The organism is Frigoribacterium sp. NBH87 (assembly GCF_014217665.1).
GTDB lineage: Bacteria > Actinomycetota > Actinomycetes > Actinomycetales > Microbacteriaceae > Frigoribacterium > Frigoribacterium endophyticum.
In genome coordinates this window covers 2,895,764-2,921,866 of sequence record NZ_CP043650.1, presented here as the reverse complement: position 1 = coordinate 2,921,866, position 26,103 = coordinate 2,895,764, and the positions used below count along the sequence as shown (strand labels likewise).

Annotated in this window: 22 protein-coding genes and 1 tRNA gene; 8 read left to right on the top strand and 15 right to left on the bottom strand. The window is 72.7% G+C overall.

The annotated features are described in order from the left end of the window. Position 1: 1 nt before the first annotated feature. Positions 2 to 1,438, bottom strand: a complete 1,437-nt coding sequence (locus F1C15_RS13690) for an amino acid permease (RefSeq protein ID WP_185231812.1) — start codon at positions 1,436 to 1,438, stop codon at positions 2 to 4. Positions 1,439 to 1,529: 91 nt separating this feature from the next. Continuing rightward, the gene (locus F1C15_RS13685; protein ID WP_056053120.1) at positions 1,530 to 1,748 is read right to left on the bottom strand and encodes a hypothetical protein; all 219 of its coding nucleotides are present in this window, start codon (positions 1,746 to 1,748) and stop codon (positions 1,530 to 1,532) included. A 64-nt stretch (positions 1,749 to 1,812) separates the two neighbouring features. On the opposite strand from F1C15_RS13685, the gene F1C15_RS13680 reads away from it, so the two are divergent. Continuing rightward, a complete protein-coding gene (locus F1C15_RS13680) occupies positions 1,813 to 2,484 on the top strand; it encodes a GNAT family N-acetyltransferase (RefSeq protein ID WP_185231810.1) in 672 nt (223 codons plus the stop codon). Here the strand turns inward: F1C15_RS13680 and F1C15_RS13675 are convergent. Next, positions 2,475 to 2,559 (bottom strand) — tRNA-Ser (locus F1C15_RS13675). The two genes, F1C15_RS13680 and F1C15_RS13675, sit on opposite strands and share 10 nt — an antisense overlap. 102 nt (positions 2,560 to 2,661) lie before the next feature. Here F1C15_RS13675 and F1C15_RS13670 point away from each other — a divergent pair. Continuing rightward, on the top strand, positions 2,662 to 3,033 hold the full coding sequence (locus tag F1C15_RS13670) for an RNA-binding S4 domain-containing protein (protein WP_185231808.1): 372 nt from the start codon (positions 2,662 to 2,664) through the stop codon (positions 3,031 to 3,033). Between the two features lie 205 nt (positions 3,034 to 3,238). After that, positions 3,239 to 3,865 (top strand): hypothetical protein, encoded by a 627-nt coding sequence (locus tag F1C15_RS13665; RefSeq protein ID WP_056053109.1) that lies wholly within the window; start codon positions 3,239 to 3,241, stop codon positions 3,863 to 3,865. Positions 3,866 to 3,881: 16 nt separating this feature from the next. On the opposite strand, the gene F1C15_RS13660 is transcribed toward F1C15_RS13665, so the two are convergent. Genes F1C15_RS13660 through F1C15_RS13650 form a run of 3 tightly spaced genes read right to left on the bottom strand, consistent with a single transcriptional unit; the run spans position 3,882 to position 7,732 of the window. After that, a complete protein-coding gene (locus F1C15_RS13660; RefSeq protein WP_185231806.1) occupies positions 3,882 to 5,753 on the bottom strand; it encodes a helicase HerA-like domain-containing protein in 1,872 nt (623 codons plus the stop codon). After that, the gene (locus tag F1C15_RS13655) at positions 5,750 to 6,475 is read right to left on the bottom strand and encodes a phosphatase PAP2 family protein (protein WP_185231804.1); all 726 of its coding nucleotides are present in this window, start codon (positions 6,473 to 6,475) and stop codon (positions 5,750 to 5,752) included. Before F1C15_RS13655 ends, F1C15_RS13660 begins: the two co-directional genes overlap by 4 nt. A 27-nt stretch (positions 6,476 to 6,502) precedes the next feature. Then, positions 6,503 to 7,732: a multidrug effflux MFS transporter gene (locus F1C15_RS13650; protein WP_056053098.1), complete on the bottom strand. Its 1,230-nt coding sequence runs from the start codon at positions 7,730 to 7,732 to the stop codon at positions 6,503 to 6,505. Positions 7,733 to 7,997: 265 nt separating this feature from the next. Between F1C15_RS13650 and F1C15_RS13645 the strand changes: the two genes are divergently transcribed. Continuing rightward, positions 7,998 to 8,567, top strand: a complete 570-nt coding sequence (locus tag F1C15_RS13645) for a TetR/AcrR family transcriptional regulator (RefSeq protein WP_056053096.1) — start codon at positions 7,998 to 8,000, stop codon at positions 8,565 to 8,567. A gap of 82 nt (positions 8,568 to 8,649) precedes the next feature. On the opposite strand, the gene F1C15_RS13640 is transcribed toward F1C15_RS13645, so the two are convergent. The 8 genes from F1C15_RS13640 to F1C15_RS13605 form a co-directional block, all read right to left on the bottom strand. Further along, the gene (locus F1C15_RS13640; RefSeq protein ID WP_255465291.1) at positions 8,650 to 9,243 is read right to left on the bottom strand and encodes an MOSC domain-containing protein; all 594 of its coding nucleotides are present in this window, start codon (positions 9,241 to 9,243) and stop codon (positions 8,650 to 8,652) included. A gap of 99 nt (positions 9,244 to 9,342) precedes the next feature. Further along, positions 9,343 to 10,440 carry a sugar-binding protein gene (locus F1C15_RS13635; RefSeq protein ID WP_167258530.1) on the bottom strand — a complete coding sequence of 366 codons (1,098 nt, stop codon included), beginning with the start codon at positions 10,438 to 10,440 and terminating at the stop codon, positions 9,343 to 9,345. A 108-nt stretch (positions 10,441 to 10,548) separates the two neighbouring features. Then, the gene (gene mmsB / locus F1C15_RS13630) at positions 10,549 to 11,922 is read right to left on the bottom strand and encodes a multiple monosaccharide ABC transporter permease (RefSeq protein ID WP_082514259.1); all 1,374 of its coding nucleotides are present in this window, start codon (positions 11,920 to 11,922) and stop codon (positions 10,549 to 10,551) included. After that, on the bottom strand, positions 11,919 to 13,442 hold the full coding sequence (gene mmsA / locus F1C15_RS13625; RefSeq protein WP_056055678.1) for a multiple monosaccharide ABC transporter ATP-binding protein: 1,524 nt from the start codon (positions 13,440 to 13,442) through the stop codon (positions 11,919 to 11,921). The genes mmsB and mmsA overlap by 4 nt, the downstream gene beginning before the upstream one ends. Before the next feature lie 407 nt (positions 13,443 to 13,849). After that, on the bottom strand, positions 13,850 to 14,869 hold the full coding sequence (locus F1C15_RS13620; RefSeq protein WP_255465289.1) for a LacI family DNA-binding transcriptional regulator: 1,020 nt from the start codon (positions 14,867 to 14,869) through the stop codon (positions 13,850 to 13,852). Between the two features lie 112 nt (positions 14,870 to 14,981). Then, positions 14,982 to 16,367, bottom strand: coding sequence for an MFS transporter (locus tag F1C15_RS13615; RefSeq protein WP_185231801.1), 1,386 nt, complete (start codon positions 16,365 to 16,367; stop codon positions 14,982 to 14,984). A 29-nt stretch (positions 16,368 to 16,396) separates the two neighbouring features. Next, complete coding sequence (locus F1C15_RS13610) at positions 16,397 to 17,575, bottom strand: cystathionine gamma-synthase (protein ID WP_185231799.1); 1,179 nt, start codon at positions 17,573 to 17,575, stop codon at positions 16,397 to 16,399. 76 nt (positions 17,576 to 17,651) lie between these two features. After that, a complete protein-coding gene (locus F1C15_RS13605) occupies positions 17,652 to 19,016 on the bottom strand; it encodes a cystathionine beta-synthase (protein ID WP_185231797.1) in 1,365 nt (454 codons plus the stop codon). 397 nt (positions 19,017 to 19,413) lie between these two features. Here F1C15_RS13605 and F1C15_RS13600 point away from each other — a divergent pair, with 397 nt between their 5' ends. Both F1C15_RS13600 and F1C15_RS13595 read left to right on the top strand, forming a co-directional pair. After that, the gene (locus tag F1C15_RS13600; RefSeq protein WP_255465288.1) at positions 19,414 to 20,076 is read left to right on the top strand and encodes a DUF3105 domain-containing protein; all 663 of its coding nucleotides are present in this window, start codon (positions 19,414 to 19,416) and stop codon (positions 20,074 to 20,076) included. After that, positions 20,073 to 20,813: a DUF305 domain-containing protein gene (locus F1C15_RS13595; protein ID WP_255465287.1), complete on the top strand. Its 741-nt coding sequence runs from the start codon at positions 20,073 to 20,075 to the stop codon at positions 20,811 to 20,813. Before F1C15_RS13600 ends, F1C15_RS13595 begins: the two co-directional genes overlap by 4 nt. On the opposite strand, the gene F1C15_RS13590 is transcribed toward F1C15_RS13595, so the two are convergent. Then, positions 20,810 to 22,732: an ABC transporter ATP-binding protein gene (locus F1C15_RS13590; RefSeq protein ID WP_056053070.1), complete on the bottom strand. Its 1,923-nt coding sequence runs from the start codon at positions 22,730 to 22,732 to the stop codon at positions 20,810 to 20,812. The genes F1C15_RS13595 and F1C15_RS13590 overlap by 4 nt on opposite strands. A 228-nt stretch (positions 22,733 to 22,960) precedes the next feature. Between F1C15_RS13590 and F1C15_RS13585 the strand changes: the two genes are divergently transcribed. Both F1C15_RS13585 and F1C15_RS13580 read left to right on the top strand, forming a co-directional pair. Continuing rightward, a complete protein-coding gene (locus F1C15_RS13585; protein WP_056053068.1) occupies positions 22,961 to 24,559 on the top strand; it encodes a LuxR C-terminal-related transcriptional regulator in 1,599 nt (532 codons plus the stop codon). A 91-nt stretch (positions 24,560 to 24,650) separates the two neighbouring features. After that, complete coding sequence (locus F1C15_RS13580) at positions 24,651 to 26,102, top strand: APC family permease (RefSeq protein WP_185231793.1); 1,452 nt, start codon at positions 24,651 to 24,653, stop codon at positions 26,100 to 26,102. Position 26,103: the final 1 nt, after the last annotated feature.

The following is a 26,103-nucleotide window of genomic DNA, read 5'->3' as shown; positions in this document are numbered from 1 at the left end:
ATCAGCGGGGCAGGCGCGGGCTGTCGGGGTTCATCAGCGAGTGACGGCGGCCGTAGCCGAAGTAGACGACGAGGCCGACGACGAGCCAGACGCCGAAGCGCAGCCAGGTCTCCCAGTGCAGCTGGGCGATCAGGAAGCCGCTGGCGAGCACGCCGAACGCGGGCACGAACGGCATGAGCGGGAGGCGGAAGGTGCGGGGCGCCTCCGGCTTGCGGTACCGGAAGACGATGACGGCGACGCAGACGACGACGAACGCCGCGAGGATGCCGATGTTCGTGAGGTCGGCGACGGCCCGGATCGGGAAGACGCCGGCGAGCAGGGCGGACGCGATGCCGGCGATCCACGTCACGCGCTGCGGGACGCCCTTGCGGTCGGTGCGGGCGAACCAGCCGGGCAGGAGGCCGTCGCGGCTCATCGAGAACCAGACGCGCGTCACGCCGAGCAGGAAGGTGAGCATCACGGTGAGGATCGAGATCACGGCGAAGACAGAGATGATCGTCGCGACCACGGGCAGGCCGACGCTCGTGAACGCCGACGCGAAGCCGGCGGCCGGGTCGATCTCGCGCCAGTCCTGCATGCCCGTGAGCACCAGGGTGGCGGCGACGTAGAGGATCATCGCGATGATCAGCGAGAGCACGATGGCCTTCGGCATGTGCTTCTTGCCGTCGACGCTCTCCTCCGCCGCGGTGCTCATCGCGTCGTAGCCGAAGACCGCGAAGAACACGGTGGCGGCGCCGGTGAAGACGGGGCCGAACCCGTTGGGCACGAACGGGGAGAAGTTCTCGGCGTTCAGGTGGAAGAGCCCGAGCCCGATGATGAAGAGCACGAGCAGCACCTTGATGCCGACGGCGACGATCTCAAACCGGCCGAAGGCCTTCGAGCCCCGGCTGAGGATGAACGTGACGAGCAGGCAGACGACGATGGCGGGGAGGTTGACGACGCCGCCCTCCCCCGCGTCGGGCGTCGAGGCGATCGACGCCGGGAGGTCGAGCCCGAGACCGGAGAGGAAGGCGTCGAAGTAGCCGGAGATGCCGATCGCCACGACCGCGACGATGGCGACGTACTCGAGCAGGAGGTCCCACCCGATGAACCAGCCGACGATCTCGCCGAGGGCGACGTAGCCGTACGTGTAGGCCGAGCCGGCTCGGGGCACCATGCCGGCGAACTCGGCGTACGACAGGGCGGCGGCGGCGCTGGCCAGGCCCGCGATGAGGAACGAGAACAACACGGCCGGCCCGACGCCGGGGTTCGCGTCGTCGCCGTGGGCCACGAGGCCGGCGAGCGAGAAGATGCCGACCCCGATGATGCCGCCGACGCCGATCGCGGTCAGCTGCCAGAGCCCGAGGCTCTTGAAGAGGCCCGTGCCGCTCGTCTCGTCCTCGATCTCGAGCACGGGCTTCTTGCGGAGCACGGACCGTGACGCGTCCTTCGGGGCCATGGCGATCTCCTCCTGCGCGCACGCCGTCGTGCGCGGTCGGTCGTACGGAGCGGGGTGCCGCCCCGCGACCGACCCTACCGAGCCCGGGGGCTCAGGAGTAGTCGTGCTGCGCGACGCCCATCGAGCGGTAGACGAAGCCGTCGTCGCTGGTGGTGTCGGTGTCGAGCTCCCAGTTGAGGTCCTCGCCGTCGTCGGCGCCGGGCCGCATGACGCTCTTCTGCGGGAGGCCGTCGATGTAGGCGAGCTGCTCGGAGGAGACCTCGGCGCCGTCTTCGCCGATGAAGGATGCGGTGTAGGTGTCGTCGCTCATGAGCCGAACCTACGCGTGACGCGGGTGACGTGACCGGCCGCACCGCGCCTCCTAAGCTCGTCGCATGCTGATCCGCACCGCGACCGAGGCCGACCTGCCGGGCGTGCTCGAGATCCACGCCCACGCCGTGGCCCGCTCGACCGCCATCTTCACGGAGGTGCCGCCCGACCTGCAGGGCCGGCGCGACTGGCTGGCCGCGCACAGCGAGCCGGGGCGCAGCGCGATCGTGGCGGTGGAGGGCGACCTCGTCGTCGGCTACGGCAGCGTCGGGCCGTTCCACGCGAAGCCGGGCTACCGCCACACGGTCGAGAACAGCGTGTACGTGCGGGAGGGCCACCAGGGCCGGGGCACCGGGCGGGCCCTGATGGAGTCGCTGATCGCGTCGTCGAGGGAGGCCGGCCACCACGTGATGGTCGCCCTGGTGGAGGCGGGCAACGAGGGCTCGGCGCGGCTGCACCGCTCGCTCGGCTTCGAGGACGCGGGCCTGCTGCGCGAGGTCGGCACGAAGTTCGGCCGCTGGCTCGACCTCCGCTACATGACCCTCCGCCTCGACGACGCCCCCGCCGACCCGCCCCCTGACCGCCCATCCCCGACCGATCGCGGAGGCGGCGAAGCCGCCCAGCGCCCCTCCGGTGCGGCGGCGAAGCCGCCCGCACCAGCGCCGAGAGGCGCCAGACCAGCACAGAGCGACGAATGGCCCTCCTGTAGGGAAGGGCCATTCAGTCGCGGAGGATAGGGGATTCGAACCCCTGAGGGCTTGCACCCAACACGCTTTCCAAGCGTGCGCCATAGGCCACTAGGCGAATCCTCCTGAGGTGAGCACGGTGAGACCGGCGCACGACCTCGTCAATGGTAGCGGACGCGGAGGGGTGCTGCGGACGGTCCGGGCGTTGTCCGCGCGTAGCATCGTCGGATGGACTCCCCCGCCTCCTGCCGCGTCGACGCCTGGCTGTGGGCCGTGCGCGTGGTCAAGACCCGGTCGGCCGCGACGACCGCGTGCCGGGCGGGGCACGTGCGGGTCAACGGCGAGCGCGTCAAGGCCGCGCAGGCCGTCCGGCCGGGCGACGAGGTGCGGGTGCGCCTCGCGGGGCTCGAGCGGGTCCTCGTCGTCCGCCAGTGCCTCGTGAAGCGGGTCGGCGCACCGGTCGCGGCCCTGGCCGTCACCGACCTCACGCCGGCTCCCCCGCCGCGCGAGGAGGTCGCCGCGGTGCCGGTGCGCGAGCGCGGGGCGGGGCGGCCGACGAAGCGCGAGCGGCGCGAGCTGGAGCGCCTCCGCGACCGCTGAGCCGGGGCCCGGGGCGGGTGCTGCGGGGGCTCGACCCGCGACTCCCCCCGTTCGCGGGCTGCCCGGTCTGGGGTGCCGTGACCGCACCGCCCGGTGCGGTCGAGAGGGGGCCGATCCCGTAGGCTCGGAGCTGCACGAAGGACTGTCAGGGGTGGCGGTCCTCCTCCGCGGGCGGGGGCGTCGTCGTGCCGCACAGGGGGACGGGATGAGGGCTGGCGTCGCACGCGACGACTTCGAGGCGTACGCGCTGCCGCGCGCCTCCGTCGCCCGCACGGCCGTGCTCACGGCCGTCTTCGGCCTCGTGCCCGTCGTGCTCGCCCTGCTCTGGCTGACCCGCGGCACGGCCCACTGGCCGGCGGTGATCTGGGCGGCCGACGTCGCGGTCGTCGTCGGGCTGGTCTGCTACTGGCGGTACAGCGTCTCGTTCGTCGGGGTCACGGCCGACGAGTTCATCAAGCGCGGCTGGCTGCCGGGGTTCGTGCGGCTGCGCCGCGAGCGGATCGCGGCGGTGGTCGTGGTGCGCACCTACCGCTCCGACTCGGCCGACACGGTGCCCCAGCTCTTCGCGACCGACGCCGGCGGTGCCCCGCTCTTCCGCATGCGCGGCACGTACTGGTCGGAGGAGGCCATCGCGCTCGTCGCCGAGACCCTCGGCTCGCCCACCACGACGGTGCCGAAGCCGCTCTCGTTCAGCGAGCTGTACCGCCAGTACCCGGGCAGCCGCTCGTGGTACGAGGGCCGGCCCGTGCTCGCCGCCCTCGCCGTCGTGGTCGTCTTCGCCCTCGCGGCCGGCGGCCTCACGGTGCTCTGGGGCGTGCTCTCCGGCTCCTGACCGGCGGCCCGGCGCGTCAGCGGCGCCGGAGGGTGCCGAATATCCCCTTCACCACCTCGCGGACGACCGCGCGGCCGGCCGACGAGCCGAGCACGTCGTCGAGCAGCCCGCCGTCGTCGCTCCGGGAGCGCGAGGTGCGAGAGCCGCCGGAGGCGCGGGTCGAGCCCGTGCGCCGCTCCCGCCGCGACGCGGTCGCCTCCGCCCGCTCGAACTCGCGCTGCTGACGGTCGTACTCGGCCTGCGTCGCCGCCTGCTCGGCCTCGCGCTCCTCGCGGGAGCGGTCGGCCGCGGCCGCCGCGTCGAGCTTCCGCGCGAGCATCTCGCGGGCGGAGTCCCGGTCGACGGCGGTGCCGTAGACGGCGGTCAGCGGCGAGGCCGCGACGTCGGCCGCCATCTCGTCGGCGGGGGTCGGCGCCATCGAGCCGCGCGGGGCGCGCAGGCGGGTCCAGGCGACCGGGCTGGGGGCGCCGCGCTCGCTCATCACCGTCACGACCGCCTCCCCCGTGGCGAGGCTGGTCAGCACCTCGGCGAGGTCGTAGTCGCTCGTCGGGTACGTCGAGACGGTCGCGCGGAGGGCCTTGGCGTCGTCGGGCGTGAAGGCGCGCAGCTGGTGCTGGATGCGCGAGCCGAGCTGCGCGAGGACGTCGCCGGGCACGTCCTTTGGGGTCTGCGTGACGAAGACGATCCCGACGCCCTTCGAGCGGATCAGCCGTACCGTCTGCGTCACCTGCGCGAGGAAGTCCCGCGACGCGTCTCGGAACAGCAGGTGGGCCTCGTCGAAGAAGAAGACGAGCTTCGGCAGCGCGACGTCGCCCACCTCGGGCAGGTCGTTGTAGAGGTCGGCGAGCAGCCACATGAGGAAGGTGGAGTAGAGCACCGGTCGGTCCTGCACGCCGGGCACCTCGAGCAGGCTGACCACGCCGCGGCCGTCGGCGGCGACGCGGAGGAACTCCGCCGTGTCGATCTCGGGCTCGCCGAAGAACCGGTCGGCGCCCTGGTCGGCGAACGCGACGAGCTCGCGGAGCACGACGCCGACGGTCGCGGTGCTGAGGCCGCCGAGGTCGGCCAGCTCGGCCTTGCCCGCGGGGCTGGCCAGGTGGGTGAGCACGCTCCGCAGGTCGGCGAGGTCGACGAGGGGAAGCCCGGCGCGGGCGGCCCAGTGGAAGACGAGGCCGAGGCTCGACTCCTGCGTGTCGTTGAGGCCGAGCACCTTGCTGAGCAGGAGGGGCCCGAAGCCGCTGACGGTGGCCCGCACGGGCACGCCCGTGCCGACGCCGCCGAGCGCGAAGAACTCGGTCGGGGCGGCCTCGGGCGACCAGTCCTGCCCGATGCCCCGCGTCCGGTCGAGGAGCGCGTCGCTCGGGGCGCCGGGGCGGGCGATGCCGGAGAGGTCGCCCTTCACGTCGGCGGCGAACACCGGGACGCCCGCGGCCGAGAGCTGCTCGGCGAGCACCTGCAGCGTGCGCGTCTTGCCGGTGCCCGTGGCTCCGGCCACGAGGCCGTGCCGCGTGAGCATGCCGACGGGCACCCGCACGGGCACGTCGGGCCGGGCCTCGCCGTTGACGAGGGCGCCGATCTCGAGCACGGGGCCGGTCGAGGCGTAGCCGCGGCGGACCGCGTCGACGGCGGCCTGGCTGAGCGGGCCCGCGGGCGGGGCCTGCACGTCGGCGGGCGAGGCGGGCGGGACGGTCGGGCTGGCCGGGCTGGCCGGGCTGGCTGGGGCGGCCGGGGCGGCCGGCCCGTCGGACCCCTCGCTGCCGGCCGCCTCCGCCTCGAGCGCCAGCACGCGGGCGCGGGCCACGGCAGCGTCCGCCGCGGCGCGGGCGGCGGCGGCGACGGCCTCCGCGGCCTCGGCCTCCGCGCGGGCCCGGGCCAGCTCGTCGCTCACGAGGTCACCGCCGCACGGTCGCGGTGCTGCCAGGCCCAGCCGCGGCCCCGCACACGCTCCTGCTCGGCGAGCAGCCGATGCGCCACCGGCGCCCAGAGCACGACCGCCACGCCTGCACCGATCAGCAGGCCGCCGACCGTGTCGGTGAGCCAGTGCGCCCCGAGGTACGTGCGGCTCAGCAGCATCGCCACGGTGTAGACGACGCCGGGGATCCAGACCCACGCGCGGCGCAGGATCACCCCGAGCACCACGGCGAGCGTCGCGGCGTTGGCGGTGTGCCCCGACGGGAACGAGCCGTAGTCGCTCACCACGAGGATCTCCTCCGGCCGCGCCCGCCCGAAGGTGTGCTTGATCACCTGCACGACGCCCGCGCTGAGGGCGCACGACGCGATCCAGTACAGGGCCGCCCACGGCCGGCGCCGGAGCAGCAGCACGGCCGCCACCCCGAGCGGCACGACGAAGACGCCGATCACGCCGGCACCGATCACGTTGAAGACGAGCGCCGGCGCCTGCCAGAACGGGCTGCGGTGCTCGACGACCTCGCCCATGAACTCCTCGTCGATGCCGAGGCTGCCGGCCCGGGCCGTGATGACGACGCCGAGCAGCAGCACGACCCCGATGGCGCCGAGGGCGCTCACCACCCACCACCGGCGCTGCACGCGGCGGGCGACCCGTTCCTCGGCGGGGGTCGGCGGCTTCGGCGAGAGCGGGTCGGTCGTCATCCCCAGAACGTACCGGGGAGTCGCGGGTCAGTGCCCGAGGGCCGGCACCGTCCGAGGGCGCACCAGCAGCCACAGCGCGGCGATCGCCACCACGGAGGTGCAGATCATCACGCTGCCCATCGGCACGGCGGAGCCGATGCCGAGGAACCCGACGACCGGGGAGATGAGCCCCGCGAGGCCGAAGTTGAGGGCGCCGAGGAGGGAGGCGGCCGTGCCGGCCTCCTTGCCGTGGTTCGCCAGGCCGAGCACCTGCACCTGGGGGAAGGTGAACCCGCAGGCCGCGATGAAGAACCAGAGCGGCACGAGGATGCCGAGGAGGCCCACCTGCAACGAGTCGAGCACGACGATGGTGGTCGCGCTGACGAGCAGGACGGCGGTGGCCGCCGCGAGGATCCACTGCGGACCGTACCGCCGTGCCAGGCGCGAGCTGATCTGGACGCCCGCCACGATGCCGAGCGAGTTCACGGCGAAGAGGTAGCCGTACTGCTGCGCGTCGAGGCCGTAGACCTCCTGGAAGAGGAACGACGACGCCGAGAGGTAGGTGAAGAGCCCGGAGAAGACCATCGCGCCGATCAGGGCGACGCCGACGAAGACCCGGTCGCCGAAGAGCACCCGGTAGCGCTGGCCGAGGCTCGAGTGCCCGGGCTCGTGGCGGCGCTCCTTCGGCAGGGTCTCGACGATGAGGAACATCGCCGCGACGATGACGAGGGCGCCGTACGCGACGAGGAAGACGAAGACGCCGCGCCAGCTCGTGAAGGCGAGCAGCTGCGAGCCGATGACCGGCGCCAGGATGGGCGCGAGGCCGTTGACGAGCGCGAGGCGCGAGAGCATCCGGACGAGCGGCAGGCCGCCAAACAGGTCGCGCACCATGGCGAGGGCGACGACGCCGCCGGCCGCGGCGCCCATGCCCTGCAGCACCCGGAAGACGCCGAGCCAGACGATGTCGGGCGCGGCGGCGGCGCCGATGCTCGCCAGCACGTGCAGGGCGGTCGCGGCGATGAGCGGCGCCCGCCGGCCCACCTTGTCGCTCCACGGGCCGACGAGCAGCTGCCCGACGCCGAAGCCGATCGTCGTCGCGGTCAGCGTGAGCTGGACGAGCCCGGTCGACACCCCCAGGTCGTCCTCGAGCGCCGGGAACGCCGGCAGGTAGAGGTCGATGGTGAACGGGCCGAGCGCGGTCAGCGCGCCGAGCACGATCACGTAGACGAGACGCTGACGGCGGGTCAGGGCGTCGCCGGGGTGGAGGACGGTGGTCACACGGTGCCTTCGTGGTCGAGGAGGGAGGGGACGGGCGGCCGGGCCCGCCGGGCTCGAATCGTTTCGAGTGGACGGCGTGGGCTCCCGGCGGTGAGGAGGGAGGGGGAGGCGGCGGTCGGCCCGTCGACGCGGGGCCGCCTCGTCGAGACTACCGGCGAGCGGGCGGGCTCCGACAGCCCCGACCGACACCCGATGTCGGCTAGCGCGACGACCGTCGGCGACCCCCTAAGCTCGGCCCCAGCACCCGTACCGACTGGAGGTCACCATGGTGGACGCCCGCATCGTGCAGACCACGAAGGCCCTGCACACGGCCATCGTCGACCTCGCGTCGAAGCAGCCCGTGTCGACCATCACCGTGGCCGACGTCACCCGCGCCGCCGGCATCAACCGGGCGACGTTCTACAGCCACGCCACCTCCCCCGGCGCGCTGCTGACCGCGGTGATCACCCCCGAGCTCGACGCGATCCGGGCGGCCGACGCCGCGGCCCGCGACGCCGCGCCCGACGCCGACGGCGCGGAGATCACCCGCCGCGGGGTCGAGAAGGTCGTCGACCACGTCGTGCGCTACCGCGAGATGTACCGCCTCGCGCTGCCCGACCCCCTCGACGCGTCGATCCACCAGGCCCTCGCCGGCCACTTCGAGACCTCGTCGCTGCAGCACATCTCGCGCCTGCCCGAGGGCGCCCTGCCCGAGGGCCTGTCGGTGCACATCGCGGCCGGGTTCTTCGCCCACGCCCTGGTCGGCGCGGTCGAGGCCTGGCTCGGCGGCAAGCGCACCAGCCGCAAGACCCTGCTCGACACCATCGTGGCGATGGTGCCCAGCTGGTGGCAGTGACCCCGAACTGACCGACGCTCCGTCGCTGCGGGTCAGCGCGGAGCCCGGCGTCGCTGAGCCGAGCCGTCGCTGAGCCGGGCCGTCACCGACCCGTGTCGTCGGCGAGCCCGAGCTGCACGACGGCCGGGCCGAGCCGCAGCACGCCGTCGCTGAGCGGCTCGCAGCGCACGCCCCCGCGGCCCCGCATCGCGCGGAAGGCGCCCGGCGCGAGCTCGTGGTCCATCCACGCGCACGGGTTCGCCGCGCGGGTCGCGCGCAGCCGCACCGGCCCCTCCCCCGAGTCGACGCTGAACGTCGTGCCGCGCAGCGCGTCGACGTCGAGGCCGCGCAGCACGACGTTCCGCCGGGTGGCCGCCGCGTCGAGCGGCCCGTCGACCCCGAGGAGGCGCGCCACCGTCTCGAGGGACTCCGCCGCGAACACGGTCACCTGAGCGCCGCGGTGGGCGGCCCGGCCGAAGTAGCGGTCGCCGACGATGCCCAGCCCGGCCCGGACCTCGACGGAGCTCGGCGTCTCCGGCCCGAGGGCGGGCTCCGCGCCGTCGGCGGGCCGCCCCACGTAGCGGGAACGGGGCGAGGCGAGCAGCAGCTCGACCGTGACGCGCACCGACCGGGGCGGGCCGGCCTGGCCGCCCCGCGCCTCCTCGGGGCCTCCGCCCTGCCCTGCGCCTCCGGTCACGGCACCACCGTACCGGGGCCGGGACGACGAGAGCCGACCGCCCGGAGGGGCGATCGGCTCTCGCTGCTGTGCTGCTGTGGCGCTGTGCTGCCGGTGGGACTACTTCGTCAGCGGCTCGAGGGTCGGGTCGTTGGCGTAGGCCTCGGCCGCGTTGTCCTTCGTGACGATCTGCGGGGGCAGGAGGTAGGCCGGGACGATCTTGCTGCCGTTGTCGTACGACTCGTCGTCGTTCGTCTCGGCGGTGTCGCCCTCGGACAGCGAGGAGACCATCGCGATGGCCTGCTTGACCAGGTTGCGCGTGTCCTTGTTGATGGTGCTGTACTGCTCGCCGGCCATGATCGACTTGACCGACTCGACCTCGGAGTCCTGACCCGTGACGACGGGGACCGTCTTGCCGGCCTGCTTCACCGAGGTGATGATGGCGCGGGCGAGGGTGTCGTTGGGGCTCAGGACGCCGTCGAGCTCGGTGGAGCCGTAGGTGCTGGTGAGCAGCGAGTCCATGCGACGCTGGGCGTTCTCGGCCTTCCAGCCGTCGGTCGCGGTCTGCTTGATGTCGGTCTGGCCCGAGGCGACGACGACGGTGCCGTCGTCGATCTTCGGCTGCAGGACGCTCATGGCGCCGTCGAAGAAGACCTTCGAGTTGGCGTCGTCGGACGAGCCGGAGAAGAGCTCGACGTTGTACGGGCCCTCCGCCTTCTTGGCGGCCATGCCGTCGAGCAGGGCCTGGCCCTGGAGCTCGCCGACCTTGAAGTTGTCGTACGCGACGTAGTAGTCGACGTCTTCCGTGTTGAGGATGAGGCGGTCGTAGGCGATGACCACGGCGCCGGCGTCGTGGGCGGCCTTGACCTGGGTGCCGAGCTGGGCACCGTCGGCCGCGCCGATGATGATCACCTTCGCGCCCTTGGTGACCATGGACTGGATCTCCTCCTGCTGGTTCGCGACGGTGCCGGAGGCGGCCGCGTACTGCACGTCGGGCTTGAAGCCCGCCTCGGTGAGGCCCTCGGTGAAGAGGTCGCCGGCGAGGACCCAGTTCTCGCTGGTCTTCGCGGGCAGCGCCACGCCGATGGTCGAGCCCTGCTCGAAGCCGGACGCCGCGTCGCCGGAACCGGCGTCGGTGCGGGCGGAGTTGGAGCAGCCGCTCAGGATCAGCGTCGTTGCTGCGGCGACCGCCATGGTCGCCAGCGCGATTTTGCGCATGCTGTGTCTACTTTCTCGTAGGGATCACTTGGTGGTGCGGGGGGCGGTCGTGGTGACGACCGCCCGGGGAGGCGGAGCCGACCGTCGGTGGTCGGTCCGCGGGTGGGTCTAGTTGGGGGTCGAGGCCTTCGGGCGCTGCACGTCGCTCAGGTCGCCGTTCGGCTGCAGGGCCGGCGTGGTGCTCTCCGGGCTCGTGCCGACGCCGGACTGGTTGCTCGCCAGGGCGCCGTCGGCGGGAGCGGCGACGCCGTTCTTGTCGCGGCGGAGGCCCCGGGTGAGGAAGCCCGTGATCGACGGGCGGCCCTGGCTCTTGTTGTAGACGTCGACGGCCACGGCGATCAGCAGCACGAGGCCCTTGATCATCTGCACCTTGTCGGAGCCGACGCCCATGAGCTGGAGGCCGTTGTTCAGGACGGCGATGACGAAGCCACCGACGATCGAGCCGGTCACGGTGCCGATGCCGCCGGCGACGGCGGCGCCGCCGATGAAGACCGAGGCGATCGCGTCGAGCTCCCAGTTCAGGCCGTCCTGGGGGCCGGAGGCACCGGCCCGGGCGACGTAGATCATGCCGGCCAGCGAGGCGAGCACCGACATGTTCATCATGACGAAGAAGTTGATGCGCTTCGCCTTGACGCCGGAGAGCTCGGCGGCGTGCGAGTTGCCGCCGACCGCGTAGATGTGGCGGCCGAAGATCGTGTTCTGCGTCACGAAGCCGTAGACCAGGACGAGGACGCCGAGGATGATGCCCGAGATCGGGAAGGAGGTGCCGACGCGGCCGCCGCCGAAGAGGGTCGCGGCGTAGGCGATGATGCCGACGAGCACGACGAGCTTGAGGACGCTGACCCAGAGGGGCGCCATCTCGGAGCCCATGGCGCGCTGGACGCGGCGGAGGCGGAACTCGCGGTAGACCACGACGAGTGCGAGCACCAGGCCGAGCAGCAGCGTGGCGTTGTTGTAGCCCGTGTTCGGGCCGAACTCGGGCAGGTACCCGGCGCCGATGACCGTGAAGCCCTCGGGCACGGGCAGCGTGTCGGCGTTGCCGACGAACTGGTTCGCACCGCGGAAGAGGAGCATGCCGGCCAGGGTCACGATGAACGCGGGCACCCCGACGTAGGCGACCCAGAACCCCTGCCAGGCGCCGATCACGGCACCGACGACGAGGCCGAACACGATGGCTACGGGCCACGGGAAGTTCCAGCTCGTCATCGACGTGGCGACCATGATGCCGCTGAAGGCGGCGACCGAGCCGACCGAGAGGTCGATGTGGCCGGCCACGATGACCATCACCATGCCGATGGCGAGGATGAGGATGTACGAGTACTGGCTGACCAGGGCGATCAGGTTGGTCGGGTCGAGCGTGAGCCCGCCGGTGAGGAACTGGAAGATCAGGATGGCCACGACGAGCGTCGCGATCATGCCGAACTGGCGAGCGTTCGACTGGTTGCCGCCGAACACCTTCTTCAGGTCTTTGATGCCACTCATGCGGCGTTCTCCCTCTTCTTCGAAGTCATGCTTCTCATGAGCGTCTCGGCATCGGCCTCGGACGCGTCCATCTCGTTGGTGACGGTGCCCTCGAAGATCGTGTAGATCCGGTCGGAGAGCCCCAGCAGCTCGGGCAGCTCGGAGGAGATGACGATGACGCCCTTCCCCTGTGCCGCGAGCTGGTTGATGATGTTGTAGATCTCGAACTTCGCGCCCACGTCGATGCCGCGGGTCGGCTCGTCGAGGATGAGCAGGTCGGGGTCGGTGAACATCCACTTCGCCAGCACGACCTTCTGCTGGTTGCCGCCGGAGAGCTTGGCCACGCCCTCGTCGACCGTGGGCGTCTTGACGCGCAGGCTCTTGCGGTACTCCTCCGCGATCGAGTGCTCCTCGTACGTGTTGACGACGGAGGCCTTCGAGATCTTGGAGAGCTTCGCGGCGACCGTGGAGCGCTTGATGTCGTCGAGCAGGTTCAGCCCGAGCACCTTGCGGTCCTCCGAGACGTAGGCGAGGCCGTTGTCGATGGCGTCGGAGACGTTCTTGATCTGGACGGTCTCGCCGTCCTTGATGATCTGGCCGGAGACGAACTGGCCGTACGAGCGGCCGAAGATGCTCATCGCGAGCTCGGTGCGGCCAGCGCCCATCAGGCCCGCCAGACCGACGATCTCGCCGCGGCGCACGGAGATGTTCGAGCCCTTGCACACGAAGCGCTCGGCGGTCTGCGGGTGGCGGACCCACCAGTCCTTGACCTCGAAGAAGACCTCGCCGATCTTCGGGGTGCGGTCGGGGAAGCGGCTCGCGAGGTTGCGGCCGACCATGCCGCGGATGATGCGGTCCTCGTTGACGCCGTCGGCCTTGACGTCGAGCGTCTCGATCGTCTTGCCGTCGCGGATGATCGTGATCGAGTCGGCGATCGCCTCGATCTCGTTGAGCTTGTGGCTGATCATGATCGACGAGATGCCGCGGCCCTTGAGCCCGCGGATCAGGTCGAGCAGGTGCTGCGAGTCGGCCTCGTTGAGCGCCGCGGTGGGCTCGTCGAGGATGAGCAGCTTCACGTTCTTGTTCAGCGCCTTGGCGATCTCGACGAGCTGCTGCTTGCCGACGCCCAGGTTCTTGATCGCCGTGTCGGGGTCGTCGCCGAGGCCCACGCGGGCCAGCAGGTCGACGGCACGGGTCTTCGCCGCGCGCCAGTCGATGGCTCCGCCGAACTTCGTCGGCTCGTTGCCGAGGAAGATGTTCTCGGTGATCGAGAGCTCGGGGATGAGCGCCAGCTCCTGGTGGATGATGACGATGCCCTGCGACTCGCTGGAGCGGATGTCGCGGAAGCGCATGACGTCGCCCTGGTAGACGATGTCGCCGCTGTAGCTGCCGTACGGGTAGACGCCCGACAGCACCTTCATCAGCGTCGACTTGCCGGCGCCGTTCTCGCCGCAGATCGCGTGGACCTCACCGGCACGCACCTGCATCGACACGTCGTCGAGCGCCTTGACGCCCGGGAACTCCTTGGTGATGGAGCGCATCTCGAGGATGACGGGAGAGTCAACGGCCACGGCCGGCACCCCCGGGGATCCCGCTCATCGTGTTCGGTGCACTGGGCACACTGACCTCCACGTTCGACCTCTTCGTCGGCCGACCGCCCCTCTCGGGTGCGGCGGGCTCGTCCTGACTCGTCGCTGTCCGGACCTGGCGGCCAGGTCGGACGACCTGGCTCCTGTGACACCGGATGTGACCGTTCACACCGCGACTGGAGCAAAGCTAGACCCGCTCATGGCCGCTGTCAAATGCCGTTGCCGTTCCGTTATCCGCGCCGGTCCGAGGGAGGCGGGGCGCGACTCCCCCAGGTCCGTCACCGTCAGCCGACAACGGTGTCACGACCGCCGCGGGCGGGCGACGTCGGCGGTCGGGGCGGAGCGTCGACGCGGTGCCCTCAGAGGAACCACGGGCGGGCCGTGGAGCCGCGCACGATCAGCTCGGGCGCGACCAGCGTGCGGTCGACGACCGTGCCGCCCTCGAGCTCGGAGACGACGAGCTCGACGGCCCGTCGCCCGATCAGCTCGAAGTCCTGCCGCACGGTCGTCAGCGGCGGCCAGAGGTGCGCCGCCGTCGGGGAGTCGTCGAAGCCGACGACGCTGACCTCCCGCGGCACGTCGACGCTGGCCTCGCGGAACGCGTGCAGCAGCCCGACGGCCATGAGGTCGTTCGCGGAGAAGACCGCCGTGAAGTCGCGGCGGCGCAGCAGCTCCTTGCCCGCGAGGTAGCCGAAGTCGGCGGTGAGGTCGCCGAGGATGGGCGGCTCGATCGAGAGCTCGGCCTCGCCCATCTCGTAGAGGAACCCCTGCATGCGCTCGTCGGCCTCGATCCAGTCCTGCGGGCCGGCGACGTGGACGATGTGCTTGTGGCCGAGGTCGATGAGGTGCCGGGTGGCCAGGCGGGCCCCGGCGTGCTGGTCGACCGAGAGGCTGTGGGCCGTGGTGCGGCGCGTGCTGTCGAGGGCGACGATCGGCACGCCGAGGTCGAGCTGGTCGAGCACGTCGAAGAACTTGCGCTGGGGGGCGATGACGATGATCGCTTCCACCGCCTGGTTGGTCAGCAGGTCGACGCTGGCCCGGACGTCGTCGTCGGCGCGCGTCGTGCTCGCGATGCTGAGCCGGTAGCCGGCCGCGCGCGCCTCGAGCTCGATGGCGTTCACCATGGTCTGCGGGCCGAAGTGGACGTTCTGCAGCGTGAGCACGCCGATCGCCCGGGAGCGGCTCGTGACGAGGGCCCTGGCCGCCTGGTTCGGGCGGTAGCCGATCTGCTCGATGACGTCGAGGACGCGCTGCCGCGTGGCCGGCCGGATGCTCGGGCTGTCGTTCAGCACCCTCGAGACGGTCTGGTACGAGACCCCCGCCAGTGCCGCGACGTCGCGGATGTTGGGAGCGCGCACCTTGTCGACCTCAGGTTTCACGTCGCTCCATCGCTGATGGCGATGTGACCGTACACATCGCGCGGAGACCATTATGCAGCGCTGCTCCGACGACGACGACCGCGGGCCGGGGAGGCGCGGTGCCCGCGGCCGGTCAGGTCACGTCGCGCGGCACGGCCCGCCCGGTCACCGCGAAGGCGAGCAGGGCCACCGCGAGCGCGACGGCGAAGCACGCCACGAACGCGATCGGCTCGGCGGCCCCGCCGAGCTGCACGAACGCCGCCCCGGTGACGGCGAGCGCCACGGCGGAGCCCGACGAGTCGGCGATCGTGAGCGCCGAGCTGTTGAAGCCCTTCTCGTCGTCGCCCGAGCCCCGCAGCACGAGGACCGAGAAGCGGCGGTACATGAACCCCATGCCCGCCCCCGCGAGCGACCACCCGACGATGACCACGGCGGGCGTCAGGTGCAGGAGCGGCGAGGCCACGGCCGAGAGCACCCCGACCACGACCAACGCGACGCCGATCCGGATGCCGAGCAGCTGCGGCACCCGGGCGCCCAGGCGCCCCTGCGCCCAGCTCGCGCCGGCCCAGGCCACGGCGCCGAGCGTCAGGGTGATGCCCGACGCGGAGGCGGAGAAGCCGTACTCGGACGAGAGCATGTAGGGCAGGTAGACGTCGCTGCCGAGGAAGGCGGCGCCCACGAGGCCGCGGAGGAGCACGAGGGTGGGGACGCCCGGGGCCGCCCGGAGCGTTCCCCGGGGCAGCAGCGGCCGCAGCGCGACGCCGAGCACGACGACCGCCACGACGACCACCGCGGCGGCCGCCCCCAGGGGCAGCTCGCTGAGGAGGTTGAGCGCCAGCACGGCGAGCGCCGCTCCCCCCGACCACGCGATGCGGCCGACGCTCCACGCGACGCGGGGCTCTCCCGGGGCGACGACCGGCGGGCCGACCCGACGGAGGCTCGGCAGGATCATGAGGAAGGCGGGCACCGCGAGCACGAGCGCGCCGAGGAACACCCAGTGCCAGCCGACGGTCTCCGCCACGGTGCCCGCGACGACCGGCCCGACGAGCCCGGGCACGACCCAGGCCGCGGCGAACCCCGCGAAGATCAACGGGTGGAGCGCCGGCGGGTAGAGCCGCGAGACCATCACGTAGAGGCCGACGATGACGGCGCCCGAGCCCAGCCCCTGGACGAGCCGCCCGGCGAGCAGCACGACCATGTCGGGCGCCGTGCCGACGATCGCCAGGCCGACCCCGAAGGCCAGCACGGAGGCGACGATCACCACCCGGGGCCCGCTGCGGTCGGCCCAGTTGCCGGCCACCACCATGCCGACCACTCCCGTCGCCAACGGGGCGGCGAAGGCGAGCGAGTACAGCTGCTCGCCGTCGAGCTCGCGGGCGATGACCGGCATCACCGTCGTGACCGCCAGCGACTCGAAGGCCGCGATGCCGATCAGCGCCACCATGCCGAGGGTCGCCAGCAGGTAGCGCCGCGAGAGGACGCCGCCCTCGCGCTCGGCGGAGGGGGCGACGGTGCTCATGCGGCCAGCCTAGGCCGGTGCCGCGGTGCTCAGGAGGCGCTGCGGTCGAGCGCCTGCTCGACGTCGGCGAGCAGGTCGGCGACGTCTTCGATGCCGACCGACAGGCGCACCACGGTGTCGGGGACCTCGAGCTCGGTGCCGCGCACGGAGGCGTGGGTCATCTCGGTCGGGTAGCCGATGAGCGACTCGACGCCGCCGAGCGACTCGGCGAGCTGGAAGAGCTCCGTCGACTCCGCGAAGCGACGGGCCGCCGCGGGGCCCGCGGCGAGCGACACCGAGATCATGCCGCCGAAGGCCGTCATCTGGCGGGCCGCCAGCTCGTGGCCGGGGTGCGACTCGAGGCCCGGGTAGTAGACACGGTCGATCGCCGGGTGCGCCTCGAGGGCCCGGGCGAGGGCCAGCCCGTTCGACGAGTGCCGGTCGACGCGCACGCCGAGGGTCTTGATGCCGCGCACCGTGAGCCACGCCTCCATCGGCGCCGAGACCGCGCCGGCCCCGAACTGGATGAAGCCGATCGCCTCGGCCAGGGCCTCGTCCTTCACGACGAGCGCACCGCCGACGACGTCGGAGTGCCCGCCGATGTACTTCGTCGTCGAGTGCACGACCACGTCGGCGCCCAGCGCGAGGGGCTGCTGGAGGTAGGGCGAGGCGAAGGTGTTGTCGACCACCACGAGCGCGCCGGCCGCGTGGCCGATCTCGGCGAGCGCCGCGATGTCGCTGATCTTCATCAGCGGGTTGCTGGGGGTCTCGACCCAGAGCACGGCCGTCTCGCCGGGGCGGACGGCGGCGCGCACGGCGTCGAGGTCGGTCATCTCGGCCGTCTCGAGCGTGACGCCCCACGGGGTCCAGACCCGGTTCACCAGGCGGTGGGTCCCGCCGTAGACGTCGTTGCCCATCACGATGCGCGACCCGGGCTTCAGCACCGACCGGAGCAGCGCGTCCTCGGCCGCCAGGCCGGAGGCGAAGCTGAAGGCCGCGGTGCCGCCCTCGAGGGCGGCCAGGAGCTCCTGCAGGGAGTCGCGGGTCGGGTTCGCCGACCGCGCGTACTCGTAGCCGCCGCGGAACCCGCCGATGCCGTCCTGCACGAAGGTCGACGACTGGTAGATGGGCGGCACGACCGCGCCGGTGCTGGGGTCGAAGGGCTGGCCGGCGTGGATCGCCCGGGTGGAGAAGCCGGCGGAGCCGAGGTCGTAGCTGGTGTCGCTCATGGGGCGCCTTTCGGGGTGAGCAGGAGGTCGGTGAGGGAGCGGGGTGCCGGAGCCCGGGGCGGGCCGGGCCGGCGGCCTAGGCGGAGAGGAAGGCCAGCACGTCGTGGCGGGTGACGACGCCCACGGGGGCGCCGTCGTCGGTGACGAGCAGGGCGTCGGCGGTCTCGAGCGACGCCCGGAGCCCGGCCAGCGACTCGTTGACGCCGATCAGCGGCAGGGCGGCCCCGACGACGCCGTCGAGCGTGTCGTCCATGCTGACCGCCCCGGTGAAGACGTGCTCGAGCAGCGCCTTCTCCTCGACGGCGCCGACGACCTCGCCGATGACGACGGGAGGCTCGGCCGTGAGGACGGGCATCTGCGAGACGCCCCAGCGCGACATGATGCCGACCACGTCGCGGACGGTGTCGGTGGGGTGCGCGTGCACCAGGTCGGGCAGCTCGCTCTCCTTCGCGGCGAGGACGTCGCGCACGGTGCGCCCGTCGACGCTCTCGCTGAAGCCGTAGGCGCGCATCCAGGAGTCGTTGAAGATCTTGCCGAGGTAGCCGCGGCCGCCGTCGGGCAGCAGCACGACGACGACGTCGTCGGGTCCGAGGTCGCGGGCGACGTCGAGGGCCGCCGCCACGGCGAGGCCCGACGAACCGCCGACGAGCAGGCCCTCCTCGCGGGCCAGCCGACGCGTGAGCTCGAACGAGCGGGCGTCGGAGGCGGCGATGATCCGGTCGACGACGCTGGGGTCGTAGGCCGAGGGCCAGAAGTCCTCGCCGACGCCCTCCACGAGGTACGGCCGGCCCGTCCCGCCGCTGTAGACGCTGCCCTCAGGGTCGGCGCCGATGATCTGGACGGCGCCGCCGCTGACCTCTTTCAGGTACCGGCCGGTTCCGCTGATGGTGCCGCCCGTGCCCACGCCGGCGACGAAGTGGGTCACGCGCCCCTCGGTGTCGCGCCAGATCTCGGGGCCCGTCGTCTCGTAGTGGCTCTGCGGCCCGGCCGGGTTGGCGTACTGGTTCGGCTTGAAGGCACCGGGGATCTCGCGGACGAGCCGGTCGGAGACGCTGTAGTACGACTCGGGGCTGGTGGGCTCGACGGCCGTCGGCGTCACGACGATCTCGGCGCCGTAGGCCTTGAGCACGTTGCGCTTGTCGTCGCCGACCTTGTCGGGCAGCACGAACACGCAGCGGTAGCCGCGCTGCTGCGCCACGAGGGCGAGGCCGACGCCGGTGTTGCCGCTCGTCGGCTCGACGATCGTGCCGCCGGGCTTCAGCAGGCCGTCGCGCTCGGCGGCGTCGACGATGCGCGTCGCGATCCTGTCCTTCGAGGAGCCGCCCGGGTTGAGGTACTCGACCTTGACCAGCACCGTGGCCGTGATGCCCTCGGTCACCTTGTTCAGCTTGACGAGCGGGGTGTCGCCCACCAGGTCGAGGACGGTCTCGGCGTACTTCACGGCGTCTCCGGGTTCTCCGCCGCCGTCGTGGGGCTCGCGGATCGGTGGCCGCCGCACGGGGCGGGGCCTGTGGTGAGGGTCGGGGGCGGGAGGTTCACCCGCCCCCCGAGTCTACCGGCGGCCCTCCGACGTGTGACGGTGGACGACGGGCGGCGGGGACGGGCCTCGCCGACACGCGCCCTGTGGACGCTCTTCCCAGACGGGCCTGGGGAGAATGTCGGTGACGCATCCACGACCGTCCGCGGCCCCGGCCGCGCCGGGGCCCTCGTGCTCCCGGCCTCCGTCACGCAGACTGGTCTCGCGGAGACGAGCGTGCGCCGGAGCGGCGAGCTCGTCCGGCGTCGCACGACGAGGACCGCCCCCGACCACCGATCCCCCATCGCAGAGGACCAGCACCGTGGCCAGCACCGACAAGAACAAGCCCAGCGTCAAGCAGCAGCGCGACGCCCGCCGCCAGGAGAAGGTCGCGGCGCTGAAGCGCCAGCAGGCCGTCCAGAAGCGCAACCGGGTCGTGGGCATCTCGATCGCGGCCGTCGCGGGCGCCGCGGCCGTCGCCCTGCTCGTCACCTTCGTCGTGACGAGCGGCCAGCCCCGGCAAGACCCGGACGACATCACCGTCGCCGGCGTGCAGACCTGGGACGACCTGACGGCGAACCACGTCACGGGCTCCGTCGACTACGAGATGACCCCGCCGGCCGGCGGCGACCACGCGGGCGTCTGGATGAACTGCGGCGTCTACACCGAGCAGGTGCCGAACGAGAACGCGGTGCACGACCTGGAGCACGGCGCGATCTGGTTCGCCTACGACCCGGCACAGGTGACGGACGACCAGATCGCCGCCGTCACCGACCTGGCGCCCTCGACCTACTCCGTGGTCTCGCCGTACGAGGGCATGGACAGCCCGATGTACGTGAGCGCCTGGGGCGCCCAGCTCGCCTTCGACGACCCGGCCGACCCGGCCGTCGCCGACTTCGTCACCAAGTACTGGAAGTCCAGCGCCGCCCCCGAGCCCGGTGCCGCGTGCAGCGGAGGCGTCGACGGGCCCGGCCGGGTCTCGTGACCGACGCGGGCGACGGCACCACGCGCTCCGACGCGACCGGTCAGGGAGGCGCGCCCCGCGACTCCGGGGCCCGTCGGCTCCGTCTCGTGGTCGCGGCGGTGCTCGCCCTCGCGATCGTGCTCGTGGCCGGCGTCGCCGTCGGCCGCCTGAGCGCGCCGGCGCCGGTCGTGCCCGGCGAGCGCAGCGTGGAGGCGGGCTTCTCGCGCGACATGCAGGTGCACCACGAGCAGGCGGTCGAGATGGCCATGGCCGTCCGTGACCGGAGCGACGCGGACGACGTGCGGACCATCGCCTACGACATCGCGACCGCGCAGTCGCAGCAGGCCGGGCAGATGTACGCGTGGCTCGAGCTCTGGGGCGACTCGCAGGCGCCGACGGAGCCCACGATGACGTGGATGACCCGGCCCACCCTCGACGGCAGCTACGGCGACCACGACCACACGGCCGGCGCAGCGCCGACCAACGGGTCGTCGGCGCCGTCGCACACCCCGGGCGACCCCATGCCCGGCCTCGCGACCCCCGAGCAGATGGCCGAGCTGCGCGCGGCCGACGGCGTCGACGCCGAGCGCCTCTTCCTGACCCTGATGATCGCCCACCACCGGGGCGGCATCGAGATGGCCGAGGCCGTGCTGGCCCGGAGCGACGACCGTCAGGTCGGCGACTTCGCCCGGGGCATGATCATGACCCAGGAGAGCGACATCGACGCGATGGAGCAGATGCTCGCAGCGCGCGCCTAGGCCTCCCCCGCCGCCGCGCCACCGGCTGCGCCGGCGGGGACGGAGCCCGCCCCTGCCTCGACCGAGGCGACCTGCTGGCCGTAGAGGTCGGCGTAGACCCCGCCGCGCTGCACCAGCTCGTCGTGCGTGCCGCGCTCGACGACCTCGCCGGCCGCCACGACGAAGATGACGTCCGCCGCGCGCACGGTGGAGAGCCGGTGGGCGATGGCGATCGTCGTGCGACCCCGGGCGGCGGCGTCGAGCGCCTGCTGCACCACGCGCTCGCTCACCGTGTCGAGAGCGCTCGTCGCCTCGTCGAGCACCAGCACGGCCGGGTCCTTGAGCAGGACGCGCGCGATGGCGATGCGCTGCTTCTCGCCGCCGGAGAGGCGGTAGCCGCGCTCGCCCACGACCGTGTCGTAGCCCTCGGGGAACGACACGATCGTCTCGTGGATGTTCGCCTGCCGCGCGGCCGCGACGAGCTGCTCGTCGGTGGCGTCGGGGCGGGCGTAGCGGAGGTTGTCGCCGATCGTCGCGTGGAAGAGGTACGTCTCCTGGCTGACGATGCCGATGTTCGCCACGAGGTCCTCCTGGTCGAGCTCGCGCACGTCGGTGCCCGCGAAGCGCACCGCCCCCGACGACGCCTCGTAGAACCGCGGGATGAGGTACGACACCGTCGTCTTGCCCGCCCCGCTCGGCCCGACGAAGGCCGCGAACTGCCCCGGCTCGATGTCGAAGCTGACCCCGCGGAGGGTCTTCTGGCCCGGCTCGGCGTCGGGGTAGCTGAACACGACGTCGTCGAACTCGACGCGGCCGAGGGCCGAGCGGTCGACGCGCCGCGGCGTGCCCGTCTCGGTGATGGCCGGCTGCAGGTCGAGGTACTCGAAGATGCGGGCGAAGAGCGCCCCCGAGGTCTGGAGGTCGAGGGCCACGCGGAGCAGCCCCATCAGCGGGAAGGTCAGGCGCGCCTGCACGGTGGTGAAGGCGACGATCGTGCCGGCGGTCACGGGCACGTCGCGGAGGATGAGCCAGGCGGCCACCAGGTAGATCAGCGCGGGGATGACCGACAGGAAGATCTGGACCACGGCGAAGAACCACTGGCCGCTCATCTGCTGCCGCACCTGGAGGCCGATCTGGGTGCGGTTCTCGGCCGAGTAGCGCTCGACCTCGGCCTGCTGCTGGTTGAAGCTCTTCGCGAGCAGGATGCCGCTGACGCTGAGCGCCTCCTGCGTGATGGCGGTCATGTCGGAGAGGGACTCCTGCGTCTTCGTGGCGATCCGCGCGCGCACCTGGCCCACCCGACGCTGGGCGACGACGAGGAGCGGCAGGAGGATGACGGTCACGACCGTCATCTGCCAGCTCAGCACGAGCATCGAGACGAACGCCGCGATCACCGTGACGGTGTTGCCGAGCACGCTCGAGATCGTGTTGCTGAGGACGTTGGCCACGCCGCCGACGTCGTTCTGCAGCCGGGACTGGATGACGCCCGTCTTCGTGCGCGTGAAGAACGCCAGCTCCATCCGCTGAAGGTGCCCGAAGAGCCGGATGCGGAGGGCTCCCATCACCTGGTTGCCGACCGTCGCGGTGAGCCAGGTCTGCCACACGCCGATGCCGGCGCTCAGCACCCAGAGCAGCACCATGGCGCCCACGAGCTCCAGCAGCACGGGGACGTCGGGGCCGCCCGCGGGGAAGAGCCCGAGATCGAACGCCTGCTTCGTCAGCAGCGGGGGCAGCACGCTGATCGCGGCCCCGATGAGCACGAGGACGACCGTGACGACGAGGGCCCGGCGGTACGGGTCGAACAGGCCCCGGATGCGCCGGAAGAGGTCGGGGATGCGCGGCGCCGCGGCGTTCGCGGCCTTCTGCGCCTGCGCGTCGCCGCTCGAGATGCGGCCGCCGCCGCGGACGCCGCCCGCGGCGACCGAGTTCGTCCTGCTCATGCCGTCACGGTACGCCGTGCCGACGACACCGCCGGACCACCGCCTCCCGGGGCCTCGCCACGCCGACGAACGACCTTTCTGCCCACCCCAGTTCGGGTCGGCCGACGTTTTCGCAGTGACCAGGAAGAACACTCAGTTTAGGATGGGCTCCGGGGTGGTTCACCGCACCCCGTGGCCGCATTCTCCGTACCCGACGGAGAACTACCCGATGTGGCAGAGGTAGGACCCGTGAACACGCCTGACGACACGTCCGTCGCACCCCCGAGCGCTGAGCTGCAGCTCACCGACCACCGGGCGTCCCTCGACGCCATCGAGGACGGCTGGAGCCGCATCGCGCCCGTGCAGGGCGCCCGCCTCCGCGAGGCCGTGCGCTCCTTCCCCGAGGAGGAGTGGCGCTCCCGGCCGCGCATCCTGCTCGCCCTCGCGGCCAGCCACCGCTCCGTCGGCTCGCGCTCGGCCAGCGCCGCGCTGCCGTGGTTCCGCGGCGTGGCCAAGGCCATCGACGCCGACCCGACCCTGGGCCTCGACGTCCGGGCGGGCTACCACGTCCACCTCGCGGCCACGCTGCGCACCCTCGGCAACTTCGTCGTCGCGCACGAGCACCTCGAGATCGCCCGCACGATGATCGAGACCGACCTCGCGCAGGCGATCAGTGCCCGCATCGGCCTCAGCGCCTCGTTCAGCCTCCAGCTCGGGCTGATCCGCGTCCACTACGGCGAGTACGACCAGGCCCTCTTCGCCCTGGGCCTCGCCGCCGGCCTCGGCGAGGAGCACCTGAGCACCGCCGAGCGCGTCGAGTGCCTCTCCGCCCTCGCCTACGTCGCGATGCTGCTCGGCGACTTCGCCGTCGCCGACGAGCACGTCGCCCACGCGGAGCAGCTCGCCGCCGGGACGGACCTCCTGGTCAGCTCGTTCGGCGCGCTCGCGCAGATCACCCGGCTGCACGTGGCCCTCGAGCGCGACCGGCCCCTCGCGGAGGTCGAGCAGATCGTCGCCGCCGTGCGCGAGTCGTCGCGCGGGAGCGACTGGGAGGCGCTCGGCTGGCTCGCCGAGGCCCACGTCTGCCTCGTCGAGCAGCGGTACATCGAGCTGCTCGACCACCTCGGGCGGATCACGCGCCTGACCCAGGGCTTCACGGGCCACCCCGTCGTGCCGTCGTCCGTGGCCGCCCTGCGCGCCGAGACGATGCGCGCGCTCGGCCAGCCGCAGGAGGCCCGTCGCCTCGCCGCCCCGCTCGCGCCGAGCGACCGCCACGTGCTCTGCCCGAGCCGCGTGCTGGCCCTCGTGCACCTCCAGGCGGGCGAGCCCGAGGCGGCGCTCGACGCCCTCGAGGGCTGCCTCGCCCTCGGCGACCTGCACACCGAGCGGACGATGGGCCACGTGCACGCCATCGCCGCGGCGGCGCACGCGCTGACCGGCGACGGCGGCCGGGCCGACATCGCCTTCGACCGCGCCCTGCTCTCCGTCGCGCGCATGGGCTCGCTCTGGCCGTTCGCGACCCTGCCCGTGCAGACGCTCGACCACCTCGCGTCGCGGGCGGCGCAGCGCGACCAGCCCGACGTCATCCAGGGGGCCCTCGACCGCCTGCGCGGCGCCACCGGCGACGCGGTCGACGAGCTGGCCGAGCCGCTCAGCGACCGCGAGCTCGTGATCGTCCGGCACCTTGCCACCGGCCAGACCCTCGGCCAGATCGGCAACCAGCTCTACATCTCCGTCAACACGGTGAAGAGCCACGTGCGGAGCATCTACCGCAAGCTGCAGGCCACGTCGCGCCGGGAGGCGATGGCGCGGGTCCGACAGCTCGGGCTGGACGTCGAGGCGGACTGACCGCGGGAGGCGCGGATCGGCCCGAGCGGGACCGGCCGGGCCGTGACCGGGCGCGGGAGTCGCGGGCCGGCCGTGCGGTAACCTCTCGCGGGTGCCTGACGACGTCGCCCCCTCCTCCCCCGCGCCCTCCGTCCGCCCCTCGCTGGGCGTCCAGCTGCGCCGCCGGAAGCCCCTGGAGTCGTTCGCCGACGACCAGGAGGCCTCGGGCCAGCCGGCGCTTCGACGCACCCTCGGCGTCTGGCACCTGACCGCGATCAGCATCGGCGCGACGCTCGGCACGGGCATCCTCGTGGTGCTCGGCACCGCCGTGCCCCTGGCCGGCCCCGCCGTCTGGATGGCCTTCGTGCTCGCCGGCGTCGCGGCGCTGCTCTCCGCCCTCTCGTACGCCGAGATGGCCGGCAGCGTGCCCGTCTCCGGGTCGAGCTACAGCTACGCCTACGCGACGCTCGGTGAGGGCCTGGCCTGGGTCTGCGGCTGGTGCCTCGTGCTCGAGTACGCGGTGTCGGTCGCCGCGGTGGCCGTCGGGGCCGGCCAGTACGTGAACGAGGCACTCGACGTGGTCGGCCTCGCCCTGCCGGCCGCCCTCGCCGACCCGCCCGGGGCCGGCGGCCTGCTCAACCTGCCCGCGGCCGTGCTCGTGCTGCTCGCCACCGTCGTGCTGCTGCCCGGCGCCCGCGAGGGGGCCTGGGTCAACACCGTCCTCGTCGTCGTCAAGGTCGGGCTGCTGGTCTTCTTCGTCGTCGTGGCCTTCTCGGCGTTCCGCTCGGGCAACTTCGAGCCCCTCGCCCCGATGGGCGCGGCGGGGGTCTCGGCCGCCGCCTCCCGCCTGTTCTTCTCCTACATCGGCTTCGACGCGGCCTCGACGGCGGGCGAGGAGGCCCGTGACGCCCGGCGCGACCTGCCCCGGGCCATCATCGCCTCGATCGTGATCATCACCGTGCTCTACGTGCTCGTGGCGGTCGCGGCGATCGGCGCGAGGCCGTGGACGGAGTTCACCGACGGCGAGGCGACCCTCGTGACGATCGTGGCCGACATCACGGGCCAGCCGTGGGTGGCCTTCCTGTTCGCCGTGACGGCCGTGGCCGCCATCGCCAGCGTCGTGCTGACGGTGCTCTACGGCCAGACCCGCATCTTCGTGGCCATGGCCCGTGACGGACTCGTGCCGCGCGTGCTGGGCCGCGTCTCGCCGCGCACGCGCACGCCCGTGGCGGGCACGCTGATCGTCGGCGGGGCGGTCGCCCTCACCGCGGCCCTCGTGCCGCTCGGCGCGCTGGCCGACGCCACGAGCATCGGCACGCTCTTCGCGTTCGCGCTGGTCAACGTGTCGGTCATCTGGCTGCGGCGCAACCGGCCCGAGCTCGACCGCACGTTCCGCGTGCCGCTGTACCCGGTCGTGCCGGTGCTCGGGTTCGCCGCGTGCGTGCTGCTCATGGTGACGCTCGGCTGGATCACCTGGGTGGCCTTCGCGCTCTGGATGGTCGTGGGCACCGCGGTGTACCTCGGGTACGGGCGTCGGCACTCCGTCGTGGGCCGCGCCTCCTAGC

Bases quoted from the DNA above. Each gene is read 5' to 3' on its own strand.
- F1C15_RS13690 (WP_185231812.1), bottom strand. From the start codon at position 1,438: ATGGCCCCGAAGGACGCGTCACGGTCCGTGCTCCGCAAGAAGCCCGTG.
- F1C15_RS13685 (WP_056053120.1), bottom strand. From the start codon at position 1,748: ATGAGCGACGACACCTACACCGCATCCTTCATCGGCGAAGACGGCGCC.
- F1C15_RS13680 (WP_185231810.1), top strand. From the start codon at position 1,813: ATGCTGATCCGCACCGCGACCGAGGCCGACCTGCCGGGCGTGCTCGAG.
- F1C15_RS13670 (WP_185231808.1), top strand. From the start codon at position 2,662: ATGGACTCCCCCGCCTCCTGCCGCGTCGACGCCTGGCTGTGGGCCGTG.
- F1C15_RS13665 (WP_056053109.1), top strand. From the start codon at position 3,239: ATGAGGGCTGGCGTCGCACGCGACGACTTCGAGGCGTACGCGCTGCCG.
- F1C15_RS13655 (WP_185231804.1), bottom strand. From the start codon at position 6,475: ATGACGACCGACCCGCTCTCGCCGAAGCCGCCGACCCCCGCCGAGGAA.
- F1C15_RS13645 (WP_056053096.1), top strand. From the start codon at position 7,998: ATGGTGGACGCCCGCATCGTGCAGACCACGAAGGCCCTGCACACGGCC.
- F1C15_RS13635 (WP_167258530.1), bottom strand. From the start codon at position 10,440: ATGCGCAAAATCGCGCTGGCGACCATGGCGGTCGCCGCAGCAACGACG.
- mmsB (WP_082514259.1), bottom strand. From the start codon at position 11,922: ATGAGTGGCATCAAAGACCTGAAGAAGGTGTTCGGCGGCAACCAGTCG.
- mmsA (WP_056055678.1), bottom strand. From the start codon at position 13,442: ATGCGCTCCATCACCAAGGAGTTCCCGGGCGTCAAGGCGCTCGACGAC.
- F1C15_RS13615 (WP_185231801.1), bottom strand. From the start codon at position 16,367: ATGAGCACCGTCGCCCCCTCCGCCGAGCGCGAGGGCGGCGTCCTCTCG.
- F1C15_RS13610 (WP_185231799.1), bottom strand. From the start codon at position 17,575: ATGAGCGACACCAGCTACGACCTCGGCTCCGCCGGCTTCTCCACCCGG.
- F1C15_RS13590 (WP_056053070.1), bottom strand. From the start codon at position 22,732: ATGAGCAGGACGAACTCGGTCGCCGCGGGCGGCGTCCGCGGCGGCGGC.